Genomic DNA, 18,066 nt, shown 5'->3' on the forward strand with positions numbered 1-18,066 from the left:
CGTTCCTTTGGATGACTGTTTCGGTGCGGGAATCGCGCTGGTCGGCTATCGGCGCTCGGAGCCGTGCGTACAGCCCGAACGTTCCCAGCCGCTGGGCTACTCGTCACTGTCGGGAGCCGGGGTTGCACAGCGACTTCGTCGTTCCCAGCCGAGTGAACCGGCGGCGCGAACAGTGCTTCGAGACACGTGGACACATATAGCTAAAATATACATCACGAATTTTTATGTTATATCGGTCCAATCTCGCTCGAGAGGGGACACGATGAAAACAACCCGCCTCGCGTACTGTCCACGGTGTGACGAACAGCGAGAGATCAAACAAACGGTGCCGTGGCAGGCCGACTTCTGTCGCGCGTGTGGTAGCGACATCGAGGTCTGAGTTCGGCCGGGGGACTGCTCGGTGTCGCGTAGTACGACGGTAACAGAGTCGCTGCGCCAGTTCGGCGGCGGCCAGTCGAGCCACCAGGTCCGAACAGTCGATCGGCCACCGCAGCGACGAGCGTGCCCGTTCGTCCCGTGAGACGATGACGGGCGCGGATCCGGGACGATCGTTTCGTGGACGAGCGTACACGTCGAGTCGAAGAGTGAGTGAGACGAGTTGAAGCACCACCGCAGCGACGACCGTGACCCGTTACGTGTCGTCTCGGCCAGCGGAGTTACGCCTCGAAAAGGCGCCGGACTTCCTCGTGGCGAACTAAAGTGACTGCAACGAGTACGTCACTCGTAATTTCGAGTGTTCGGCGTCGACGGCGAGGTCCACGACTGCCCCGACTGGACGACGTTCCGCGAACGCCACGACGGGGGTGGGGTGGACCACTCGAGCGAGCGCCGGTCACCGCAGCGGGGGACCCAGCGGAAGCCAAACTGACCGGCGCGAGCACAGGCCAATTCTAGGGACGGTCACGAGCCGGCTCAGTCAGCACTGTGAAGCGGGACGAGTCCGCAGTGCGGACATCCGTTATGTTTCGTCGTCTGATAGTCTAATTCGCTGCCACACGAACTGCACTTGTAATACCCTTCTGACATCACCTCAAGACAGATCGGAGAGAGACATATGTCTTTCGTGGGGAGTGTTCACAGAAGTAGTCCGGACGGGGACCGATGAGTCGAGAACCGACGCACGCGTACTATCCTCAAAAGCGGGAACGCACGCGACGGTGGCGTGGCAATCGGTTGGTATCGCACGTGTGGTGACGAGACTGCCGCGTAGCGCTGCCTGTGGCATGCGTCCCTGCTGCTCGAGTACGGAAACACACCGGTTCGGTACAGATCAGCGACCATGCAAGTCGGAATCGTTAACTCGATGCCGAGGGCCAGTCAGAAGGGTAATGGGGAGTCGACTTGGCAAGGTAGCGGTGATCGTCGTCACAGTGGCGATTACGGCCCGGTTGCTCCCACTGCTGTGGACGCCACACCCGTTCAACCCCGACGGCTTCGTTTTCGCATCTCAGGCGCGCGATGCGATCGCGGCCGGCACCCTCCCGCTCGAGTCGATCAACCCACAGGGCTACATCTACCCGACACTGCTCGCGCTCACCGGCGTGATCACCGACGTCGCGCCGCTGGCCCTGGCCCAGCCGACCATCGCGGTCGTCGGTGCGATCCCACCGGTGCTCGCCGTCCTGTTGGTCTGGCGCCTTGCGAGCCACCACAGCCGCGAGTCCGCTATCACGCTCGCAGCACTCGCCGCCGGCCTGACGCTCGCCCTCGAGGGGCTCTACCTGCGCCGCACCGTGACGGTGAGCTACGAAGTCCTCGGGCTCCTCTTCGTCGCCCTCGTCGCGATCGGCGCCTATCGGTTCTGCCGGACGCGACGCCCGGCCTGGGGGGTCGCAACCGGCATGCTGCTCGTCGCGTTGCCGATCACCCACCACCTCAGCACGTTCATGGCGGCGCTGACGCTGACCGGCGTCGTCGTGCTCGCCGTGGCGCGCGACTGGCAGCGCGCGCTCGCGCCCGGCCTCGTCGTGCTCGCCCTGCCGTTCTGGGGCTACGTGCTGGGTTACTACGCGCTGACGCGCCCGCCGTTTTCCGACGACCTCGCGTCGAAGCCGGGGCTGTTCGCCGCCTGGGTGATCGTCATGGCGATCGGCGCGCTGTGGCTGGCTCGAGCCCGCGCTCGCCCCCTCCGGCTGGCTATCGCCGGCGTTGCGGTGGGAGGATTCGGCATCCTCGGTGCGAACGCGCTCTGGGAACTCTTTCCCGCCACCGCAGCGACGCCGCCCCGGTTGCTCGTCTACGTCGCGCCGCTGACGGTGCTGGCCGCCCTGGCAATCTGGGGGCTCCCGCTGGGTACCGGCCCCGAGGGTGACCGGGCGATCGTGCTCGCGTTGCTCGTCGCACCTCTCGCCTGGGTCGGTTTTGCGGTCACTGCTGGCGTCGATCCCGTCTACGCGCTGTTCGCCCGCCGGGGCCAGACGTTCGTCCATCTCGCGACCGTCGTCTGTGCCGGCCTGGCGATCGTCGCGCTCGCTCGGCGGGTGGATCCCTCCCATAGGCGCGTCGTCACCGTCGGCCTCCCCATCCTGCTCTGTGTCTGTGCGCTGGCCTCGCTCCCGCTGGCGTTCGCCGGCCTCGAGGCGCTGGCCTACCAGGGAACGACGACGTCCGAAGAGTTCGAGACCGCCGGCTTCGCGACGGCGACGCTCGGCGACGACTGGACCAGCGACGACCACATCACCCGCGTCGCGAGCAACTACCACGGGACGAGCGCTTCACCCCAGCCGGCGTACGGCTGGCTTCACGGCGGTGGCGGCGACCTCCAGTGTCCGACCGTAATGCAAGCATCGTGGCAGACCGTCGGCGCCCAGCAGTATCCCGCCGACCCGCTGTCGATCGATCAGTTGGCTTACTCGGGGACGGTCACGACCGAGCACGCCGTCTACGCGACGACCGGCGCCGATCCGGTGACGATCGTGGTGCCGACGGGCGAGCGGGCGTGTTGAACCGCCCGTCGACTCCGGCGGCCTGCATCGCTCCCACACGCCAGGGTCGTCACCCAGCACGGGAACGGACTCGCCTGGGTTGCTGAGCCATCACAGAAAGACGGAGGAGACGAGGTGTCGATGTCGACAGTCGGAGAGCTCTCGGCCTCGAGCGTGTCGGTCGGAGAGGAGTCGGGCCCATCACAGACGGCACGCAGCAGAGTCGCGTTCGGCCGTATTCTGGCCGAGCGAGGACGAGGAGCCGGCGCTGAACGAGTTGGCGAGAAACGCGTCCGGTCACTTCATGATCTGGAGTGAACTCGAACTGGAGGGCTGAGCCGGTCGGGTGGAGTCCGCGCCGACTCCTCGGACTCGTCGTCCGGTCACTCACGGAACGGCTCGAGTTGCGCGTGTGGCTCGTGGAAACGGCCACCAGAACACAGAGCCGGCAGAGCGGATCGCACACAGCGACGGGCGCTCCACCTGTGGACCGACGGTCCTCCGCCCCTCAGACTGGGGCATCTAGGGCCAGTAGCCGGCATATATCCACGGTGTTCAAAACTTCAGTTATCACCCAGACAGACTCTATTTTTAATGGGTTTTGATTTGTTCGATAGAAATAGACAAGTGTAAACTTTCTCCACAACATATATGTGGTGTTCGGAGTATTTTCCTCTCGAGGGGAACATGAGGCAAGAACCGACACGCGCGTACTGTCCACACTGTGACGAAGAGCGAGCAACCAAGCGAACGGTCTCGTGGCAATCTGATCTCTGTCGCACGTGCGGTGGCGATATCGAGGAGTGAGCAGTGGATGGGGGCGCCAGTGGATAGCGTGCACGTAGTGACGCAGACGGATACCACGAAGCCCATCGGCCCGGAGCAGTCCTCTGCCGACCTGCTGACAATCGAACAGCTGGCCGTGGAGAGTCGATTCTGTCCGAACACGCTATCTACGCGACGGCCAGCGTGGCCCAGCGCCGATCATCGTTTCCACGACTGCGCTCGCTGAAGTCGATCCGTTCGCGATCCGATCGCGACTCGACGTTCTCCGACACGCTATCGATCCCCGACTGAACGTACTGCCAGCTCGAGCCGAGCGTCTCGTCGCTCGTCACGACCTGGCGTCGCGATCGCTGTAGCTATCGAGACGACCTTATATATCTCCAGATTAGTTATATTATTAACTATATTAAGCTATGTAGAAACACTTATCTATGACCAAAATAACTCTGCAGTGAATGTCACCACGAATGTCACGACGGTCATTCCTCCAGACCGGTGTCGGAGCAACACTGGGCGGTGCGGCCGTCGGCAAGGGCACGGACGGATTCAACCAACCGGTTTCCGCGGCGCTCTCGCGATCGTTCGACGTCGACGGCGACGGGACCGATAACGTACAGTTTACCAGGGCAGTCGATCCCGGCGACGGGCGAGGGCGCGTCCTGCAGGCGACCTCCCAGAAGACGGCGACGCGCGACTACGCGGCCGCCCTCCAGAACCTCGCGTTCGCGAAGCTGACGCTCGCGGATCTCGTCGACGACGGACTGAGCTACGACTACTACGTCGGTGAGCACAACACCAGCATGGCACCCAACGAGGTGTGTCTCGTGCTCACCGGCCGCGGGAGCGGAATGGATCTGGTTTTCCGGACGAAAGACGACGAGGACGAAGACAACGAGAGGGAAGAGTGGCACACCCGGGACGTCGCGCCCGAACTCACCGGCGAGAGCGACCGCCCCGGCAGCGACCAGCCCTGGAAGCGCCTGAACGTGACCCACCGAAACGTCACCGCGATGGACGAAAGCAACATCGAGCACCTCGAGGAGGACCTGCTCGCCCACTTCGACGACGACACCCGAGTGCGAGCCGCCGGCCTCGGCCACGGCACGCCGACGATGGAGCCCTCGGTTATCGACACCTACTACGACGCGTTCACCGTCGCCGGCAGAGAGTACGACCTGCCGGAGACGAAGTAACACCGAGACTATTCTGGGTCGCGCCCGACGCGCGGTCCCGACAGTCGAGTATGGGCTACGCCGAGCTCGTCTCGGATAGCTGGCCGTTCCGAAGCGTGACGGTCCGCTCGAACAGCGACGCGAGCGACGGGTCGTGGCTGATCGTCACGAGCGCGGTGTCGGCGGAGTCGTGGACGTCGAGCAACAGCCCCGTCACGCGCTCGGTCGTCTCGGGATCGAGCTGGCCCGTGGGTTCGTCGGCGAGCACGACGTCGGGTCGGTTCGCCAGCGCGCGGGCGATCGCCACCCGCTGTTTCTCGCCGCCGCTGAGCGTCGCCGGATACCGATCGGCCCGGTCGGCGACCGCCAGCGTCTCGAGCAGTTCGTCGACCCAGTCCGGATCGCGCTCGCCGCCGTGGGTCTGGGGCAACAGCGCGTTCTCGCGCGCGGTCAGGTCCGGCACCAGCTGGAAGTCCTGGAAGACGAAGCCGATGGCGTCTCGGCGCAGCCGGGCGCGGCGACGCTCGGAGAGCGAACTGGCGTCGGTGCCGTCGACCAGTACGTGGCCCTCGTCGGGGGTATCGAGCAGCCCCAGAATCGAGAACAGCGTCGTCTTTCCGGACCCGCTCGGACCGCGCACGAGCGTTCGCGAGCCGGCCGGAATCGACAGCGACAGCTCGTCGAGGATCGACTGGTCGCCCCGCCGAACCGAAACGGCGTCCGCAGCGAGAACGGAGTCAGCAGCGTTCACAGCGGCATAGTTGCCTGCCAGCCGTTAAATAGCTGCACGTCTCGTCGGTCGGGTGACGCGTTACAGGTCTTCGACCGTTCGCAACGCGTTGATCCGGCCCGCGCCGAGTTCGTGGTCGCTGCGGCCGTTCGCGCTCTCGGCGCCGTGAGCGATCGCGCTTTCGACTTTTCGGGCGCCGGCCGACGGATCGCGTTCGCGGACGAGCGCGGCCAGCCCCGACACCTGCGGGGCCGCCATCGACGTGCCCATGAGCCAGGCGTAGGTCTCACCGTCGATCGTCGTGTCGACGTACGGCGCGGGGAGCAGTCCCGGCTCCGGCACCGTCGAGAAGACGGCGTTGAGCGGCCACGGATACTCGACCTCGTCGCCCTCGAGGGTCTTCTCGGCGGTCTCGTAACCGCCGCCGGGGGCGCCGACCCCGATCTCGTTGGTGCCGTAGTTGGAGTAGTAGGTCTTCAGATCGGTCGGCGTCGTCGCGCTGATCGAGAGCACGCCCGAGAGGCTGTTCGGCAGCGTAAAGTACCCCTCCTGCTGGAGGTTCGCATCGGAGTTGCCGGCGCTTCCGACCAGCAGCGTGCCGTCACGAGTGACGGCGTTGGCGACCGACTGAAGCAGTCGATTGTAGCCGTCGCGGTGGGCCTGTGGCGGGATCGGTGCCGTCCCGATGCTCATGTTGGCGGCGTCGGCGCCGATCTCGGCGGCGTACGCCATGCCGGCGAGAATATCGCCCCACGTTCCCGTCTCGGGACCGAGGATGCGCACGGAGACGAGCGTCGCGTCGGGTGCCGTCCCGACCATCGCGACGTCGCCCGTCCCGGCGATGGTGCCCGCGACGTGGGTGCCGTGGAAACCGGAGTCGCCCACCTCGGGCACGGGTTGGCCGTCGGTGATGACGACACTGCGGTCCGTATCGACGTCTAGATCGGGGTGGCTCGCGTCGACGCCGGTGTCGAGCACGGCGACCGTCCGCCCGGCGCCGGTGGCGTACTCGTGGGCCGCCCGGACCTCCTGGAGTTGCTTGTCCCACAGATACTCGTCGTAAACCTCGTCGCCGTCGACCGTCCCGGCGGCCCTCCGAGCAGCGCCGTTCTGGACGTCGGCGTCGACCGACACCGGGCTCTCGAGTTCGACCTCGAAGTCCCGGACGGCTATCGAGACGCCGCTCACAGTGCCGAGATCGTCGGTCTCGTCCGCACCACCCTTGACGAGCACGACGTCGCCGCCGGCCAGCTCAGCCAGGACGTCGAAGCCGGCCGCCTCGATCGATTCGACCGCATCCCCCGTCGTCTTCGCGACGTAGCGCGCCTGGCCGTCGCTCGCCGACGCGAGCCCGACGAACGAGAGGGAGACACCAGCTGCACCGATCGTCCGCAGTACGTTCCGTCGCGTTGTGTGATTTCGTGACACACTAACTAGTTCGAGGACGAGTTATTAATTCTTCACAGACTGTTCAGGAAGTGAATACGACATCAATCGCTATTGTGATTGGGCTCTTGAACCGGTGAGTCGTCCGAGTGTGGCTCCGACTCGCCGGATCGGCCGGCTGGGGAGCCGTCGTCTCGACCGGCCGAGTTCGCTCGTGACGGCGACAGGAGCGACGCCGGCGAAACACGAAGCAGGGGGACGGTCGCGACGAGCGCCGCAACGAGAGTGAGCGCGATGCCACCGCCAACGACGCCCACCGCAACCGGAGCGGTCGGCCACGACGCGAGCGTGATGCCGAACGCGGTGAGTCGCCCGACGGCGGCGAGGCCCTCGAGGACGGCGACGGCGACAAGCAGCGCCCCGACAGCGGCGACGGTTCCGATCCGAATCGCGTCGGCGACGACGATCCCGAGGAGGCGGCGCGGCGACGCGCCGGTGGCCCGATAGATCGCGAGGGTCCGCTGTCGGGCACGCACGGCGCGTGCGAGGACGGCGCTCGTCGCGCCGACGACCGTCACGGCGGCGAGCCCGGTGAGCGCGCCGAGCAGGACCTGGAGGTTCCCCATCGCGTACTCGATCGCGCTCCCGAGGCCGCCGCCGGCCTGCTGGTGGCCGCTCGCGGCGATCGCACTCACCAGGCGGTCGTCGCCGACGACCTCGTACTCGGTCGAGGCGAGCGTCCGGTCCGCGGCGGTCACGCGAACGGGATACTCACCCGGCGGCTGGTGGGAGAGCGTCGTCGTCACCGTCGTCGTCTCCTCGGGGTCGAGCGCCACCTCCTCGCGGTGCACGGTCTCCGGCCCCTCGATCTCGACGTGGGTCTCCACGGTGCGGTTCCACGGGTTCGTGAGCCGGATCTCGGCGGTCGGCTCCGTGTGGATCGACGGCGAGTCCGGACTCACCGAGACGTCCGCGGCAGGGTTCGTCTCGACATCGTCGGCCACCTGCACCGACTCGTTCAGCTCGCGGTCGTCCGCGCGGACCGTTACGTCGTGCGTGCCGGCCGTCGTCGGCAACTCGAGCCAGGCCATCCCCTCCGCGTCGGTTTCGGCGGTTCGGTCGTCGATCGCGACCGTCGCGCTCTCGACGGGCGAGCCGGCTGTATCGCGAACGTGTACCTGGAGCGACTCGCCGGAGGGCGCGGTCTCGGGGAACGCGAGCAGGTCGAGCGGCGGCGCGTCGGCGACGGTCACCGACTGACCGTGCTCGCCGACCGCGAGGTCGTACTCGCCCGCCGCCGGGGCCTCGAGATCGATCGTGACGGTTCGGCGCTCGTGGGCGTCGAGTTCGACCGTCCGGGTCGTCTCCGACGCGCCGAGCGTCGCCGTGATCTCCCGGTCGACGGGATCGTCCGTCGGGTTCCAGACGGTCGTCTCGACCGAGACCGTCTCGTCGGGGCGCACGTGTGAGGGGACGTCGACGTCCACGACGGTCGCGTTCGTCCCCGAGGCGAGCGATCGGTCCGTCGCCTCCGTTCGGACCAGATTCACCGCTCCCGGCTCGACCGTCGAGAGATGTCGGGCCGTCGGCAGCGAGACGAGCAACTGGTGGTCCTCCAGCCCGCCGGTCTCGTACGTCCCGGCGACGGTCACCGCCGTCAGTGCTTCCTCGGTGCTGCCGCCAACGACCAGTTCGTCGCCGGGCTCGAGCTCCAGCGTCCGGGCCAACTCGACGCCGACGGCGGCCTCGCCGTCCGTCTCGGGCGTCGTACCGTCGACGAGACGCGCGCCCGTGACGTCGGCAAACGCCTCGTAGTCGACCCCGCGGGCGAGGTACGGCTGCTCCTCGTAGCTCGTGAACAGCAGGATTTCGGGGCTGGCTGCGACGCCGTCGGCGGCGAGCGCCTCGGCGTACCCCGCCGGCACCTGACTGTTGACGGGGTGGCTGGTGTCGGGTTCCGAAATCGTCGTCTCGCCCGTCGAGACCGAGGCACCGATCGCACCCAGCGACGCGACCAGCAGGACGATCACGGCGAACGTCGACAGCGTCGCCGTCGTCGGCACGACCGTTCGCGCGGCGAGCACCGTCGGCGTGAGGCGGCGCCACGAGCGGGCGTCGTCGCGAGCGAGTCGCGAGGACAGTCCGCTCGAGCCGGACGGCTGGCCGTCGCGACCGACGTGGGCCGGCGGTTTCGCCGTCGCGATGCGCGCCGTGAGGTAGCCGGTGACGAGGCCGACGCCCGTGAGCACCGCGAGGATCCCGAGGAGACCCATGGCGATTCGCGGGGAGACCTGCACCGAGAGCGTCGTCGGGAGGCCGACAACCACCGCGACGGTGACCGCGGCGTTCGTCACGATCACCCCGATCGCGTAGCCGAGGACGCCACCTGCAGCCGCGAGCGCGCCGGCTCTCGCCGCGAGCGCGGCCCGAACCCGTCGTGGCGGTGCCCCCGTCGCCCTGATGACGCGGATCGTCGGCGCGCGGTCCCGGATCGTCATCCGAACGACGCTCGAGAGGGTCACCGCGACGATCACGCCCGCCGCGGCGACGCCGGTCCAGACGATCTCGAGGACGTCGTCGGTGCCGTCGACGAAAAACGACAGTGTGCCGACGAGCGGCGTTCCGTCCCCAGCGCCGGCGTCGTCGGTCGCCGGGGAGACGACCAGCGCGTCCGTCGGGCCGACCGCCTCGAGCGTGTCGGGCGTCGTCCGGAGCCACGTCGGCGGCAAGAGGCCCGAGGACGTCCCGGCTGGCTCGACCGGCTCCGTCCGCGAGCCGTCCGTTCCCTCGAGGCGCCACTCGGTGGACTCGGATCCGGGACCGACGGTGCCGTTCGGTTGGGCCGGCAGGTCGAGGCCGGCGGTGTCGTCCGGGACGGCGACGACGCGGCGGGGCTCCCCATCCGGACTGGCTGCCGTCGCCATCGGCAAGACGACCGCATCGGAGCCCGCGACCTCCTGGGCGGCGTTGACGGAGTCGTAGGAAGCGACCGAGGCGTTCGCGTCGTACTCGTCGGCGAGACTGCTCGTCTGGTCGCCCGCAGCGACAACTAACAGTGTGGCGCCGACCAGCAGCGCCACCGTGAGCGCGATGACGAGCACTGCCAGTCGGTCGCGGCGCGACCAGCGACCGACGAGGACGCGAAGATAGCTCATAGAGTAGAGAGTGTACGTTTTGGGAGACCGTTTGCAGGGTAAATAAAGGTGTGACGTCTTCTCGAAATGTGGTCTGTCCACACGTCTCAGGCGACGATTCCAGTCAGAGACGTCGAGCGAGGCTTTTATCACCCGCCCACACGGTCACAGGAATAGATGCCGACGCAGCGTCGAATGCGATTCGTCCATGGACAGATCGCCTGGATGATTGGAACGATTCTGGCGTTGACGCTGCTCAGTTCGCTCTCCTACGAGCTGTTCTTCGTGCTCTCGCTGATCGGGTTGTTGATCGTCACGGAGCTGACAGCACCCGTCAATATTACTCCGGCCTGGCGGCGGCGGCTCCTCTGGTTGATCGCGTTCGGACTGGTCGGGTTCACGATCATCGTGGTGAGACGGATCCTGGAAATCCTGCCACCGGAGGTGCTTCCGTGGTGATCCCTGTCGGTCGCCGCTGGACTGGCGAGGGAACAGCATGAGCCTTCGCTCGTGGCTTCGCGACGGCGACGGCGTCAACTGGCCGGCCGTCCTGTTGCTCACGCTCGCACTCGTCGTCTGCGGGACGACCCTGGTCGCAGCCAGTACGTCGTCGTCAGCGTTCGATCCCTACAACCCCGCGTGGGACGGTACCGACGACTTTCGCGACGTGATCGAAACCGACGAGGACGTCGAGGGTGAACTGGTCCGCGAGACCGAACGGTACGAGGAGGTCCCAGCCAACGAGACGACTGCGATTATCATCGCTCCTGAAGAGACCTACGAGACGGAAGACGCAGCCCGCGTTCGGCAGTTCGTCGAAGACGGGGGGACGGTCGTCGTCCTCGAGAACGTCGAACCGAACGCCAACGACCTGCTCGACGACGTCGGTGCGGACGCACGAACGGACGGTCGCCTCGTGCTCGACCAGCGCAACTACGAGCACGGTCCGGCGATGCCCATCGCGACGGCGGTCGCGAACCACTCGCGCACTGCTGGCATCGAGCAACTCTCACTCAACTATGCGACGGCGGTCGAGCCGAACAACGCGACGGTACTTGTCGCGACCAGCGACTACGCCCACCTCGGGGAGACGGCTGACGCCGAACTCGACGACGAGGCGGTGCTCGACTCGTATCCGGTGGCGACGACCGAAGCGGTCGGCGACGGTGAAGTCGTCGTTGTCGGCGATCCGAGCATCGCGATCAACGTGATGTACGGCGAACCGGACAACGCTGCCTTCCTCCAGCGTCAGTACGCCGAGGACGAGCAGGTTCTGTTCGACGTCAGCCATACGGCCGATTTGCCGCCCCTCGCCGGCGCACTGCTGACGCTTCGCAACTGGCCGGCGCTGCAGGCACTGGTCGGGCTGTTGGCGATCGCGACCGTCATCGGGACCACACGACGGCCACCCGGGGCGACGCTCGAACGCATCCGACTCCGGCTCTCACGTGCGCAGGGCGAAGGCGGTCGTTCGGGCGAGCGTGGCAGACTCTCCGACACGGAACGGGCTGCTGCCCTCCGCGAGAGCCATCCCGACTGGGACGAAGAACGTATCCAGCGTGTGATAACAGCGCTTAACCGGTCCCGGTCGAAACGGAGCGACTGATGAGCGAGATCGATGGCACCGAGTTCTCCGTCGGTGATCCACAAGCAGTCTACGACGAGATTCGAGCCGAAACCGAGCGTGTTCTGATCGGGAACGACGAAGCGATCGAATACCTTACGATCGCACTCCTCTCCCGCGGCCATCTCTTGCTCGAGGGCGTTCCCGGTGTTGCCAAGACGACGATCGCGAACCTCCTGGCACGGGCGAGCGGGCTCGAGTACCAGCGTATCCAGATGACGCCGGATATTCTTCCCGCCGATATCACTGGAACCCACGTCTTCCGGGAGCCAACCGGTGAGTTCGAACTCCAGCGCGGTCCTGTCTTCGCGAACCTGGTGGTCGCCGACGAGATCAATCGGGCGACACCGAAGACCCAGAGTGCCCTGCTCGAGGCGATGCAGGAACGCTCCGTGACGATCGAGGGCGAGACCCTCGCACTGCCGGAGCCGTTCATGGTCGTCGCAACGCAGAACCCGATCGAGATGGAGGGCGTTTTCGAACTCCCGGAAGCCCAGCGCGACCGCTTCATGTTCAAACATACGGTCGATCTGCCGGAACGGGACGAGGAGGCCGAACTGCTCGACCGTTTCGACGCCGAGCCGACACTCGGGCCCGACGAGATCGGACAGGCCGTCACACCTGAAAGCATTCAATCGGCCCGACGCACCATCGCTGACGTTTACGTCGCCGACCCGATCAAGGAGTACATCCTGGATCTCGTCGCGGCGAGCCGTGACCATACACACACCGATCACGGTGTCTCTCCACGGGGAACGCTCGCGTTCCAGAACGGAGCGAAGGCACGGGCGGCGATTCGCGGTCGCGACTACGCCATTCCGGACGACATCAAAGCGCTCACCAAGCCGATTCTGGCCCACCGTCTCGTATTAAACACCGAGGCGGAACTGGGAGACGTCAGGGCAACAGATGTCGTCGAAGAGCTCGTCGACACCGTCGCGGTGCCGGACATGGATATCGCCAACCTACAAACGACTCCGTGACTCGCGTCGGGAAGTCCTCGCCGGACGGAAGTCGTCCGTGACACCTACCCAGTGGGTGTGTTTTCAGTAGCCGACGCGTCAGCGTCGTCCACCTCGAACCGACAGGTCACCAGCCAGTCTGCGCGCTCGTCGCCGGGTTCGACCTCGAGACGGACGGTTCGATCGAGGCCGACAGCCAGGCCGACAGCGACGAACGAACCGATCGGATGATCGAACCGATCGACGGCACCGAACGCGCTATCCGAGATCGCGACCGTAACGCGACCATCAGCTGCGTCTACGTCCGGGTCAGCCCGATCCGCTAACTCGAACTGTTCGACGAGACCGTCACAGAGCTGTGTCGCAAGCGGGCGGGCCGAGGGTGCGAGGTCACCGGCCAGCGCGTGGCGAAATTCCTCGAAGAGCGTCGCGCCGGTCGGAAGGAGCACGAGACCCTGTTCGCCCTCCTCGAGGACGACCGGTCCGTGACGGTCTTGGGGCGGCTCGAACGCCGCGTGCAGTGGGATGTACAGCCGTGCAGTCTCCTGTCCGGGGTCCGGGAGGTAGACCTGTTCCTCGCGAAGACCGAGTTCCGACGTGATAGCCGCGCCGTTTGCCGCCCAGGCGGCGTACACGCGCTCGCCGACGGAGGCCGCGACGAACTGACCGGGTGTCAGATAGTACGTCAGGAGGCCGCCGAACAGGCCAGTGGCACCGAGCGCGAAGAGGACCTCACGACTCGAGGGGAACACCGCGCCTGCGAGGAGTCCCAGGAGGCCGATCGCTCCGAGACCGATCGCAGTTCGACGGTATCGCGATTGTCGTGCGCGCGCGTACTCGTTCCGGAGCCGGTCGTTCTCCTCGGCGAGCAGTTCCGCACGCGCGGCTGTTCGTTCGAGTTGCGCTTCGGTGTCGACGGCATCGTCATCGTCGTCGGTCGACTCCGGTTCAGTGCGATCGGTGCTGTCAACGTCGTTCATACTCATAGGTTCTCAGTCGTATCGTGTGTCGACTTCGAGTCGTCGACGAGGCCGAGTGTGACCAGTTCGTAGCGGTATACTCCGTAACTCGCGAGTGCCAGCCCGCCGGTTGTGAGCGCTGCCGCGAGCCACAGCGACTGTGAACGGACCCCGAACCATGCAACCCCACCCAGCCCAGCGGCGGCACCGATCGTCCAGCCGACGACACGACCCGGTGTGCTGGCACGGACCGCCGCCGTGAGCAACAGGACGAGAAATCCGAGTTCGACGATTACGATCGATACCGGATCGATACCGGCGGGATACAGGACAACGATCAGGACGTGACCGACGGCGATCGCGTACGGAGTGCCGACGGCGACCCAGACGAGAGCGGTCGTAATCCCCGCGGCGACGCCGAGTGGGCCGGCCGCGAGTCCGAACATCGCGACGAAGGCGAGCGCCGCAACGCCGGTCAGCCGTCGGGAATCCGCCTGACCGCGATTCAAAAGAAGCGATTCGACGCGCCCACCGGTGGCGCTCTCCCCGTCGGTCATTGGCGCACCCCCTGTCTCTGCGTGCGTTCGTGGCCGACAGCGAGAAGGGTCGACAGCCGCTCCTCGGGAGCGACCTCGAGTGCCGTAACCCCCTCCAGGCGGTCGAGTTTCTGGCGGAACTCCTCGAACGACTGGTACTGGTTGTACGCCCGTTCGACGTCGGCTACCCCACTCGGTCGAAAGAGCACCGACGGGGTCAACAGCACCAGAACGTCGTTGTTCTTGGATCGAGAGTAGCGGACCGCTTCGTAGAGGGCGTTGGGGTCCGAATCGTCGGTACAGATAATCGTCCAGACGCGGTCGTGATACGTCGCCGCGGCGGTCCGAACGGCTCCGAGCAACGGATCCGATTCGAAGCGCGTTTGATACTGCTGGTTCGCATAGAACGGCTCGAGCGTCCGGACGAAGGCATCGGATCGATCGGTGTCGGCGGGCGTCGCTCCAGGAGAAGCTGTTGTATCCAGTGAAGCGTGGTTTGGTCGTCTCCCGGCAGCGATCAGGCTACTCGTAGCCGTCTCCTCGATGGTTACCGGACCGGTGCTATCGTCCGTCGAGCCGGATCGCTCGTTCGCGTTGGTCGGCTCGAGATCCAGGAGCTGGCGACGGATCGACACGTACTGTCCGGGACCCGTCGCCGGATCGAACCGCGAGGTGAGTCCGGCGTCACCGATCGAAAGGAGACCGATCGGGTCGCCGAGCTGGCGGGCTCTGGAAACCGTCGCAAGCGCCGCTTCCCGGAGATACGCGAGCTTCGACTCGGCCGGCGGCCCTTCCGAGAGTGCCGCTCGGTGATCGACGATCAGCATCGTCGGGCGATCCGTGTCGGCCTCGAACTCGCGAACGTGAAGCGCATTGAGGCGAGCGGTCGCTTTCCAGTCGATTTTGTCGGCCGTGTCGCCCGGAACGTATTCACGGATCTCGGCAGGATCGGTTCCGGATCCGAACCGTTCTGCCTCGTGTTCGCCTCGGGTGATCGCCCGTCGATCACCTCCTTTCCCGATGTAGACGGATCTCGGACTTCGTGGCTCGACCGTTATCCCCGGCGTCGAGCCGACTGGAACCGTTGTTTCGAAGAGGCCGTCCGTCGCCGTGAGCGTCGCCTGCTCGAACTGATGGCGACCCGCAACAGGCCAACTCACGGTCGTGGTCTGTTGAGCCGTCGTCTCGTTCGGCGCCAGTGACACTACCAGTGGATCGGCCACGACGCCCGCAGGTGGAATCCCCGCTTCGAGCGATAGTGACAGTGAACGTGGGCGCTCGAGGCTTACGTTGAGCGTAACAGGTGTTGCGTCGTCGACCCGGGTTGCGCTCGTATCGAGCGCCTGGGTGGCCGTTAGCGACGCTTTCGCCTTCCGAACGGTCGTCACAAACAGATACTGGCGAGTCAAGAGCCACGCTCCGATCAACACTGTCGCTCCGAGCAACAGCGGGCGGGCGAAGACGGCTGCGAGGCCGGCAAGCACCGCGGCGAGAATGCCGACCCCCCACAGCTGACGCGTCGGACGCATATACGTCACTGGTTCTGGGGTGCCATGTTGAACCTACTGGTTACCGATCGCGAGACCGACCGGATACTTTTTGTATCGAGCGACGAATAACGGATCGTGAACGATGGGGTCGCTAGTCTGTTCGTGGTCGCGATATTGGTTTGCTGTCTCCCTGGAACAGTAGTTGCAGGGGCAGGGACGCCAGCCAGCGACGAAGCGATGCAGCCACAGACGATCTCCGGGGCCGTCGCTGCAGTCGACGAGGAGACATCGAACGAGACGGTTCGTCACCAGAATCCCGACGAGTACGACGGCGAGGCCGATGACGACGAACTCGAGTCCTGGCTGTCGGATCAACTCGCTTCACAGCTAGGGGACAGTACGATCGCATTGAGTGAGGGCGAGTACGACCAGGCCCGTGACCTCGTCGGCGAGGAGTACGACGATCGTCTGGAGCAGTACGTCGAGGTCGCCGGCGAGACCGACTCAGCCGGCACCGACGAGGAGTCAAACGAGACCGTCGAGGCCTACGAGAGTGCTGCCGAAGAACAGGAACAGCTGGCAGATCGCGTCGAGGAGTACCGCGAGACGAAAGCGGAGTACGAGGCCGCACTCGAGGCAGGTGAGGAGGAGCGCGCCCACGAGCTCGCGCGGGATCTAGAGGAGCTGTACGAGGAGATCGACGGGTCGAGCGACACCCTCATTACCAGCTACGAACACATCACGCTCGAGACCGACGAGGACCTCTCGGAGGCGACGGAAACGGTCGACGAGACGCGATCGGAGATCGAGGACGAGCAGACGGTCGTGCGCGACCAGCAGTTCGTCGAGACGGCCCTTCACGTCGAGACGGACGACGAAACGGTGTCATTCAGCGATCCGCTCGCTGCGCGCGGCGAGCTCCGGACGGCCGACGGATCGACGATCGAAAGCGAGGAGATCCAGCTGCGGGTCGAGGGTGAACCGGTTACCGTCGACAGCGAGCCGGACAACTGGTGGTCCGACGATGCGAACAGCGGATTCGAACTGGAGTACCGACCGACTGCGCTCGATCTCGCGACGGAGACGGTTACCGTCGAGTACGTCCCCGAGAGCGACTCGGATCACTTGAGTAGCGAGGCGGAACTCGACGTCGCGATCGAGCAAGAGGAACCGACGATTTCTGACGTGCGGACCACTGGTGAGGTTGCCTACGGCGACTCGCTCTGGGTTGGCGGTGAGATCGCCGTCGACGGGATCCCCGTCGACGACGTCCCGCTCGAGGTGTCCGTCGACGGCGAGGTCCTGGGTACTCTCAACGCGACTGACGGAACCTTCCAGGGGACGGGCGAGGTGCCTGCAAGCGTCTCAGACGGCACCCAGACGGTACGCATCTCACTGCCGTTCGAGGATCAGGCACTCGCCACTACGACCGCCGAGTCATCGCTGACGGTCACCGAGACGGAGACGGACCTGGCGCTCGAAGCGACGGCAGTCGGTGAGGACGAACTCGCACTCGAGGGGCAGTTCGAGACCACCGGCGGTGACGGTCTCGAGGGAGAACCGATCCAGATACAGGTCGACGGGACCACGACTGAAACGGTCACCACCGATGCGGATGGCGAGTTCGCCGGGACGATAACGACGCCGTCGACGGCAGACGAGAACGCCACCGTCATTGCAACCTACGAGGGAGCGGGGACGAGTCTTGCTGGCGCTACGACTGAGACCACGGTGGCGATGCCCAGCTCCGGAAGCGGGTTCCTCGATGGCATCCCGTCCACAGCACTGACTGTTCTTGGCGCCCTGCTCGCTGTTGTAGCGATCATCGCAATCGGTTGGTGGCGTCGCCGACGGTCCGAAACGCACCAGCCAGAACCCGGAATTACCGGCGACGGAAGTCCGACCGACGATCGGCAGGGAGCAGGGCCAACAGGGAACCCTCACGCACTCGTCGATGCGTTGGTCGCGCAGGCATCGGAACAACTCGCTGCTGGGCGAGCAGATTCCGCAGTCCGGTCCTGTTATGCGGCCGTCCGGTACGCACACGGAACGGATCCCGACGATGGGGGACTGACACACTGGGAGTTCTACCGTCGTCACTCGGAGTCCGCTCGTCCGGAGACGGAACCCGACGAGCTCCGCGAGCTCATCGAGACGTACGAGCAGGCTGCGTTTACGCCCACCTCCGTCTCGGAGTCAGTGGCCCGACACGTCCTTGAGCGAACCCAGCAGCTCTGTGAGGCGACGAAGGGTGACGCGATTGCCTCATCGGGGTCGCCGCAGCCGAGTGACGACTAGCGTCGCCACTGAGCCACTGCCTCCCCGACTGCACAGTCGTCGTGCGGTCGGGTGTGCATCGTTTC

At 65.8% G+C, this 18,066-nt stretch carries 14 protein-coding genes; 7 read left to right on the plus strand and 7 right to left on the minus strand.

Annotated features, from left to right (window positions below; all coding sequences use genetic code 11):
* Nucleotides 1-733: 733 nt before the first annotated feature.
* Entirely contained in the window at nucleotides 734-868 is a 135-nt protein-coding gene (locus tag CV102_RS27025; protein WP_267903124.1) for a hypothetical protein, read from the plus strand.
* Nucleotides 869-1,328: 460 nt separating this feature from the next.
* Nucleotides 1,329-2,945, plus strand: a complete 1,617-nt coding sequence (locus tag CV102_RS13970; RefSeq protein ID WP_148858625.1) for a sodium/phosphate symporter — start codon at nucleotides 1,329-1,331, stop codon at nucleotides 2,943-2,945.
* 932 nt (nucleotides 2,946-3,877) lie between these two features.
* Here CV102_RS13970 and CV102_RS26015 read toward each other — a convergent pair.
* Nucleotides 3,878-4,042 (minus strand): hypothetical protein, encoded by a 165-nt coding sequence (locus tag CV102_RS26015; protein WP_187432976.1) that lies wholly within the window; start codon nucleotides 4,040-4,042, stop codon nucleotides 3,878-3,880.
* 135 nt (nucleotides 4,043-4,177) lie between these two features.
* Between CV102_RS26015 and CV102_RS13975 the strand changes: the two genes are divergently transcribed.
* Entirely contained in the window at nucleotides 4,178-4,903 is a 726-nt protein-coding gene (locus CV102_RS13975; protein WP_148858626.1) for a hypothetical protein, read from the plus strand.
* 55 nt (nucleotides 4,904-4,958) lie between these two features.
* Here the strand turns inward: CV102_RS13975 and CV102_RS13980 are convergent, their stop codons facing one another.
* From CV102_RS13980 to CV102_RS13990, 3 genes are all read right to left on the minus strand, one after another.
* Nucleotides 4,959-5,633 carry an ABC transporter ATP-binding protein gene (locus CV102_RS13980; protein ID WP_148858627.1) on the minus strand — a complete coding sequence of 225 codons (675 nt, stop codon included), beginning with the start codon at nucleotides 5,631-5,633 and terminating at the stop codon, nucleotides 4,959-4,961.
* A 60-nt stretch (nucleotides 5,634-5,693) separates the two neighbouring features.
* Nucleotides 5,694-7,040, minus strand: a complete 1,347-nt coding sequence (locus CV102_RS13985) for a S8 family peptidase (RefSeq protein ID WP_148858628.1) — start codon at nucleotides 7,038-7,040, stop codon at nucleotides 5,694-5,696.
* A gap of 62 nt (nucleotides 7,041-7,102) precedes the next feature.
* A complete protein-coding gene (locus tag CV102_RS13990; protein ID WP_148858629.1) occupies nucleotides 7,103-10,153 on the minus strand; it encodes an FtsX-like permease family protein in 3,051 nt (1,016 codons plus the stop codon).
* 156 nt (nucleotides 10,154-10,309) lie between these two features.
* Between CV102_RS13990 and CV102_RS13995 the strand changes: the two genes are divergently transcribed.
* The 3 genes from CV102_RS13995 to CV102_RS14005 are packed head-to-tail and all read left to right on the plus strand — an operon-like array spanning nucleotide 10,310 to nucleotide 12,739.
* Nucleotides 10,310-10,591, plus strand: coding sequence for a hypothetical protein (locus CV102_RS13995; RefSeq protein WP_148858630.1), 282 nt, complete (start codon nucleotides 10,310-10,312; stop codon nucleotides 10,589-10,591).
* Between the two features lie 37 nt (nucleotides 10,592-10,628).
* On the plus strand, nucleotides 10,629-11,738 hold the full coding sequence (locus tag CV102_RS14000) for a DUF4350 domain-containing protein (RefSeq protein ID WP_148858631.1): 1,110 nt from the start codon (nucleotides 10,629-10,631) through the stop codon (nucleotides 11,736-11,738).
* On the plus strand, nucleotides 11,738-12,739 hold the full coding sequence (locus tag CV102_RS14005; RefSeq protein WP_148858632.1) for an AAA family ATPase: 1,002 nt from the start codon (nucleotides 11,738-11,740) through the stop codon (nucleotides 12,737-12,739). The genes CV102_RS14000 and CV102_RS14005 overlap by 1 nt, the downstream gene beginning before the upstream one ends.
* 44 nt (nucleotides 12,740-12,783) lie before the next feature.
* On the opposite strand, the gene CV102_RS14010 is transcribed toward CV102_RS14005, so the two are convergent.
* The 3 genes from CV102_RS14010 to CV102_RS14020 are packed head-to-tail and all read right to left on the minus strand — an operon-like array spanning nucleotide 12,784 to nucleotide 15,742.
* Nucleotides 12,784-13,704, minus strand: coding sequence for a hypothetical protein (locus tag CV102_RS14010; RefSeq protein ID WP_148858633.1), 921 nt, complete (start codon nucleotides 13,702-13,704; stop codon nucleotides 12,784-12,786).
* A complete protein-coding gene (locus tag CV102_RS14015; protein WP_148858634.1) occupies nucleotides 13,701-14,234 on the minus strand; it encodes a hypothetical protein in 534 nt (177 codons plus the stop codon). The genes CV102_RS14010 and CV102_RS14015 overlap by 4 nt, the downstream gene beginning before the upstream one ends.
* Nucleotides 14,231-15,742 carry a DUF58 domain-containing protein gene (locus tag CV102_RS14020; RefSeq protein ID WP_148858635.1) on the minus strand — a complete coding sequence of 504 codons (1,512 nt, stop codon included), beginning with the start codon at nucleotides 15,740-15,742 and terminating at the stop codon, nucleotides 14,231-14,233. Before CV102_RS14020 ends, CV102_RS14015 begins: the two co-directional genes overlap by 4 nt.
* A gap of 198 nt (nucleotides 15,743-15,940) precedes the next feature.
* Between CV102_RS14020 and CV102_RS14025 the strand changes: the two genes are divergently transcribed.
* On the plus strand, nucleotides 15,941-18,001 hold the full coding sequence (locus CV102_RS14025; protein ID WP_233710692.1) for a hypothetical protein: 2,061 nt from the start codon (nucleotides 15,941-15,943) through the stop codon (nucleotides 17,999-18,001).
* The last annotated feature ends 65 nt before the right edge of the window (nucleotides 18,002-18,066 follow it).

Origin of the sequence: Natronococcus pandeyae, from assembly GCF_008122205.1 — an archaeon.
Lineage (GTDB): Archaea > Halobacteriota > Halobacteria > Halobacteriales > Natrialbaceae > Natronococcus > Natronococcus pandeyae.

Excerpts from the sequence above, each read along its gene's own strand:
- CV102_RS14010 (WP_148858633.1), bottom strand. The coding sequence starts at position 13,704 with ATGAGTATGAACGACGTTGACAGCACCGATCGCACTGAACCGGAGTCG.
- CV102_RS14000 (WP_148858631.1), top strand. The coding sequence starts at position 10,629 with ATGAGCCTTCGCTCGTGGCTTCGCGACGGCGACGGCGTCAACTGGCCG.
- CV102_RS13990 (WP_148858629.1), bottom strand. The coding sequence starts at position 10,153 with ATGAGCTATCTTCGCGTCCTCGTCGGTCGCTGGTCGCGCCGCGACCGA.
- CV102_RS14005 (WP_148858632.1), top strand. The coding sequence starts at position 11,738 with ATGAGCGAGATCGATGGCACCGAGTTCTCCGTCGGTGATCCACAAGCA.
- CV102_RS14025 (WP_233710692.1), top strand. The coding sequence starts at position 15,941 with ATGCAGCCACAGACGATCTCCGGGGCCGTCGCTGCAGTCGACGAGGAG.
- CV102_RS14015 (WP_148858634.1), bottom strand. The coding sequence starts at position 14,234 with ATGACCGACGGGGAGAGCGCCACCGGTGGGCGCGTCGAATCGCTTCTT.
- CV102_RS13975 (WP_148858626.1), top strand. The coding sequence starts at position 4,178 with ATGTCACGACGGTCATTCCTCCAGACCGGTGTCGGAGCAACACTGGGC.
- CV102_RS13995 (WP_148858630.1), top strand. The coding sequence starts at position 10,310 with ATGCCGACGCAGCGTCGAATGCGATTCGTCCATGGACAGATCGCCTGG.
- CV102_RS13970 (WP_148858625.1), top strand. The coding sequence starts at position 1,329 with ATGGGGAGTCGACTTGGCAAGGTAGCGGTGATCGTCGTCACAGTGGCG.
- CV102_RS14020 (WP_148858635.1), bottom strand. The coding sequence starts at position 15,742 with ATGCGTCCGACGCGTCAGCTGTGGGGGGTCGGCATTCTCGCCGCGGTG.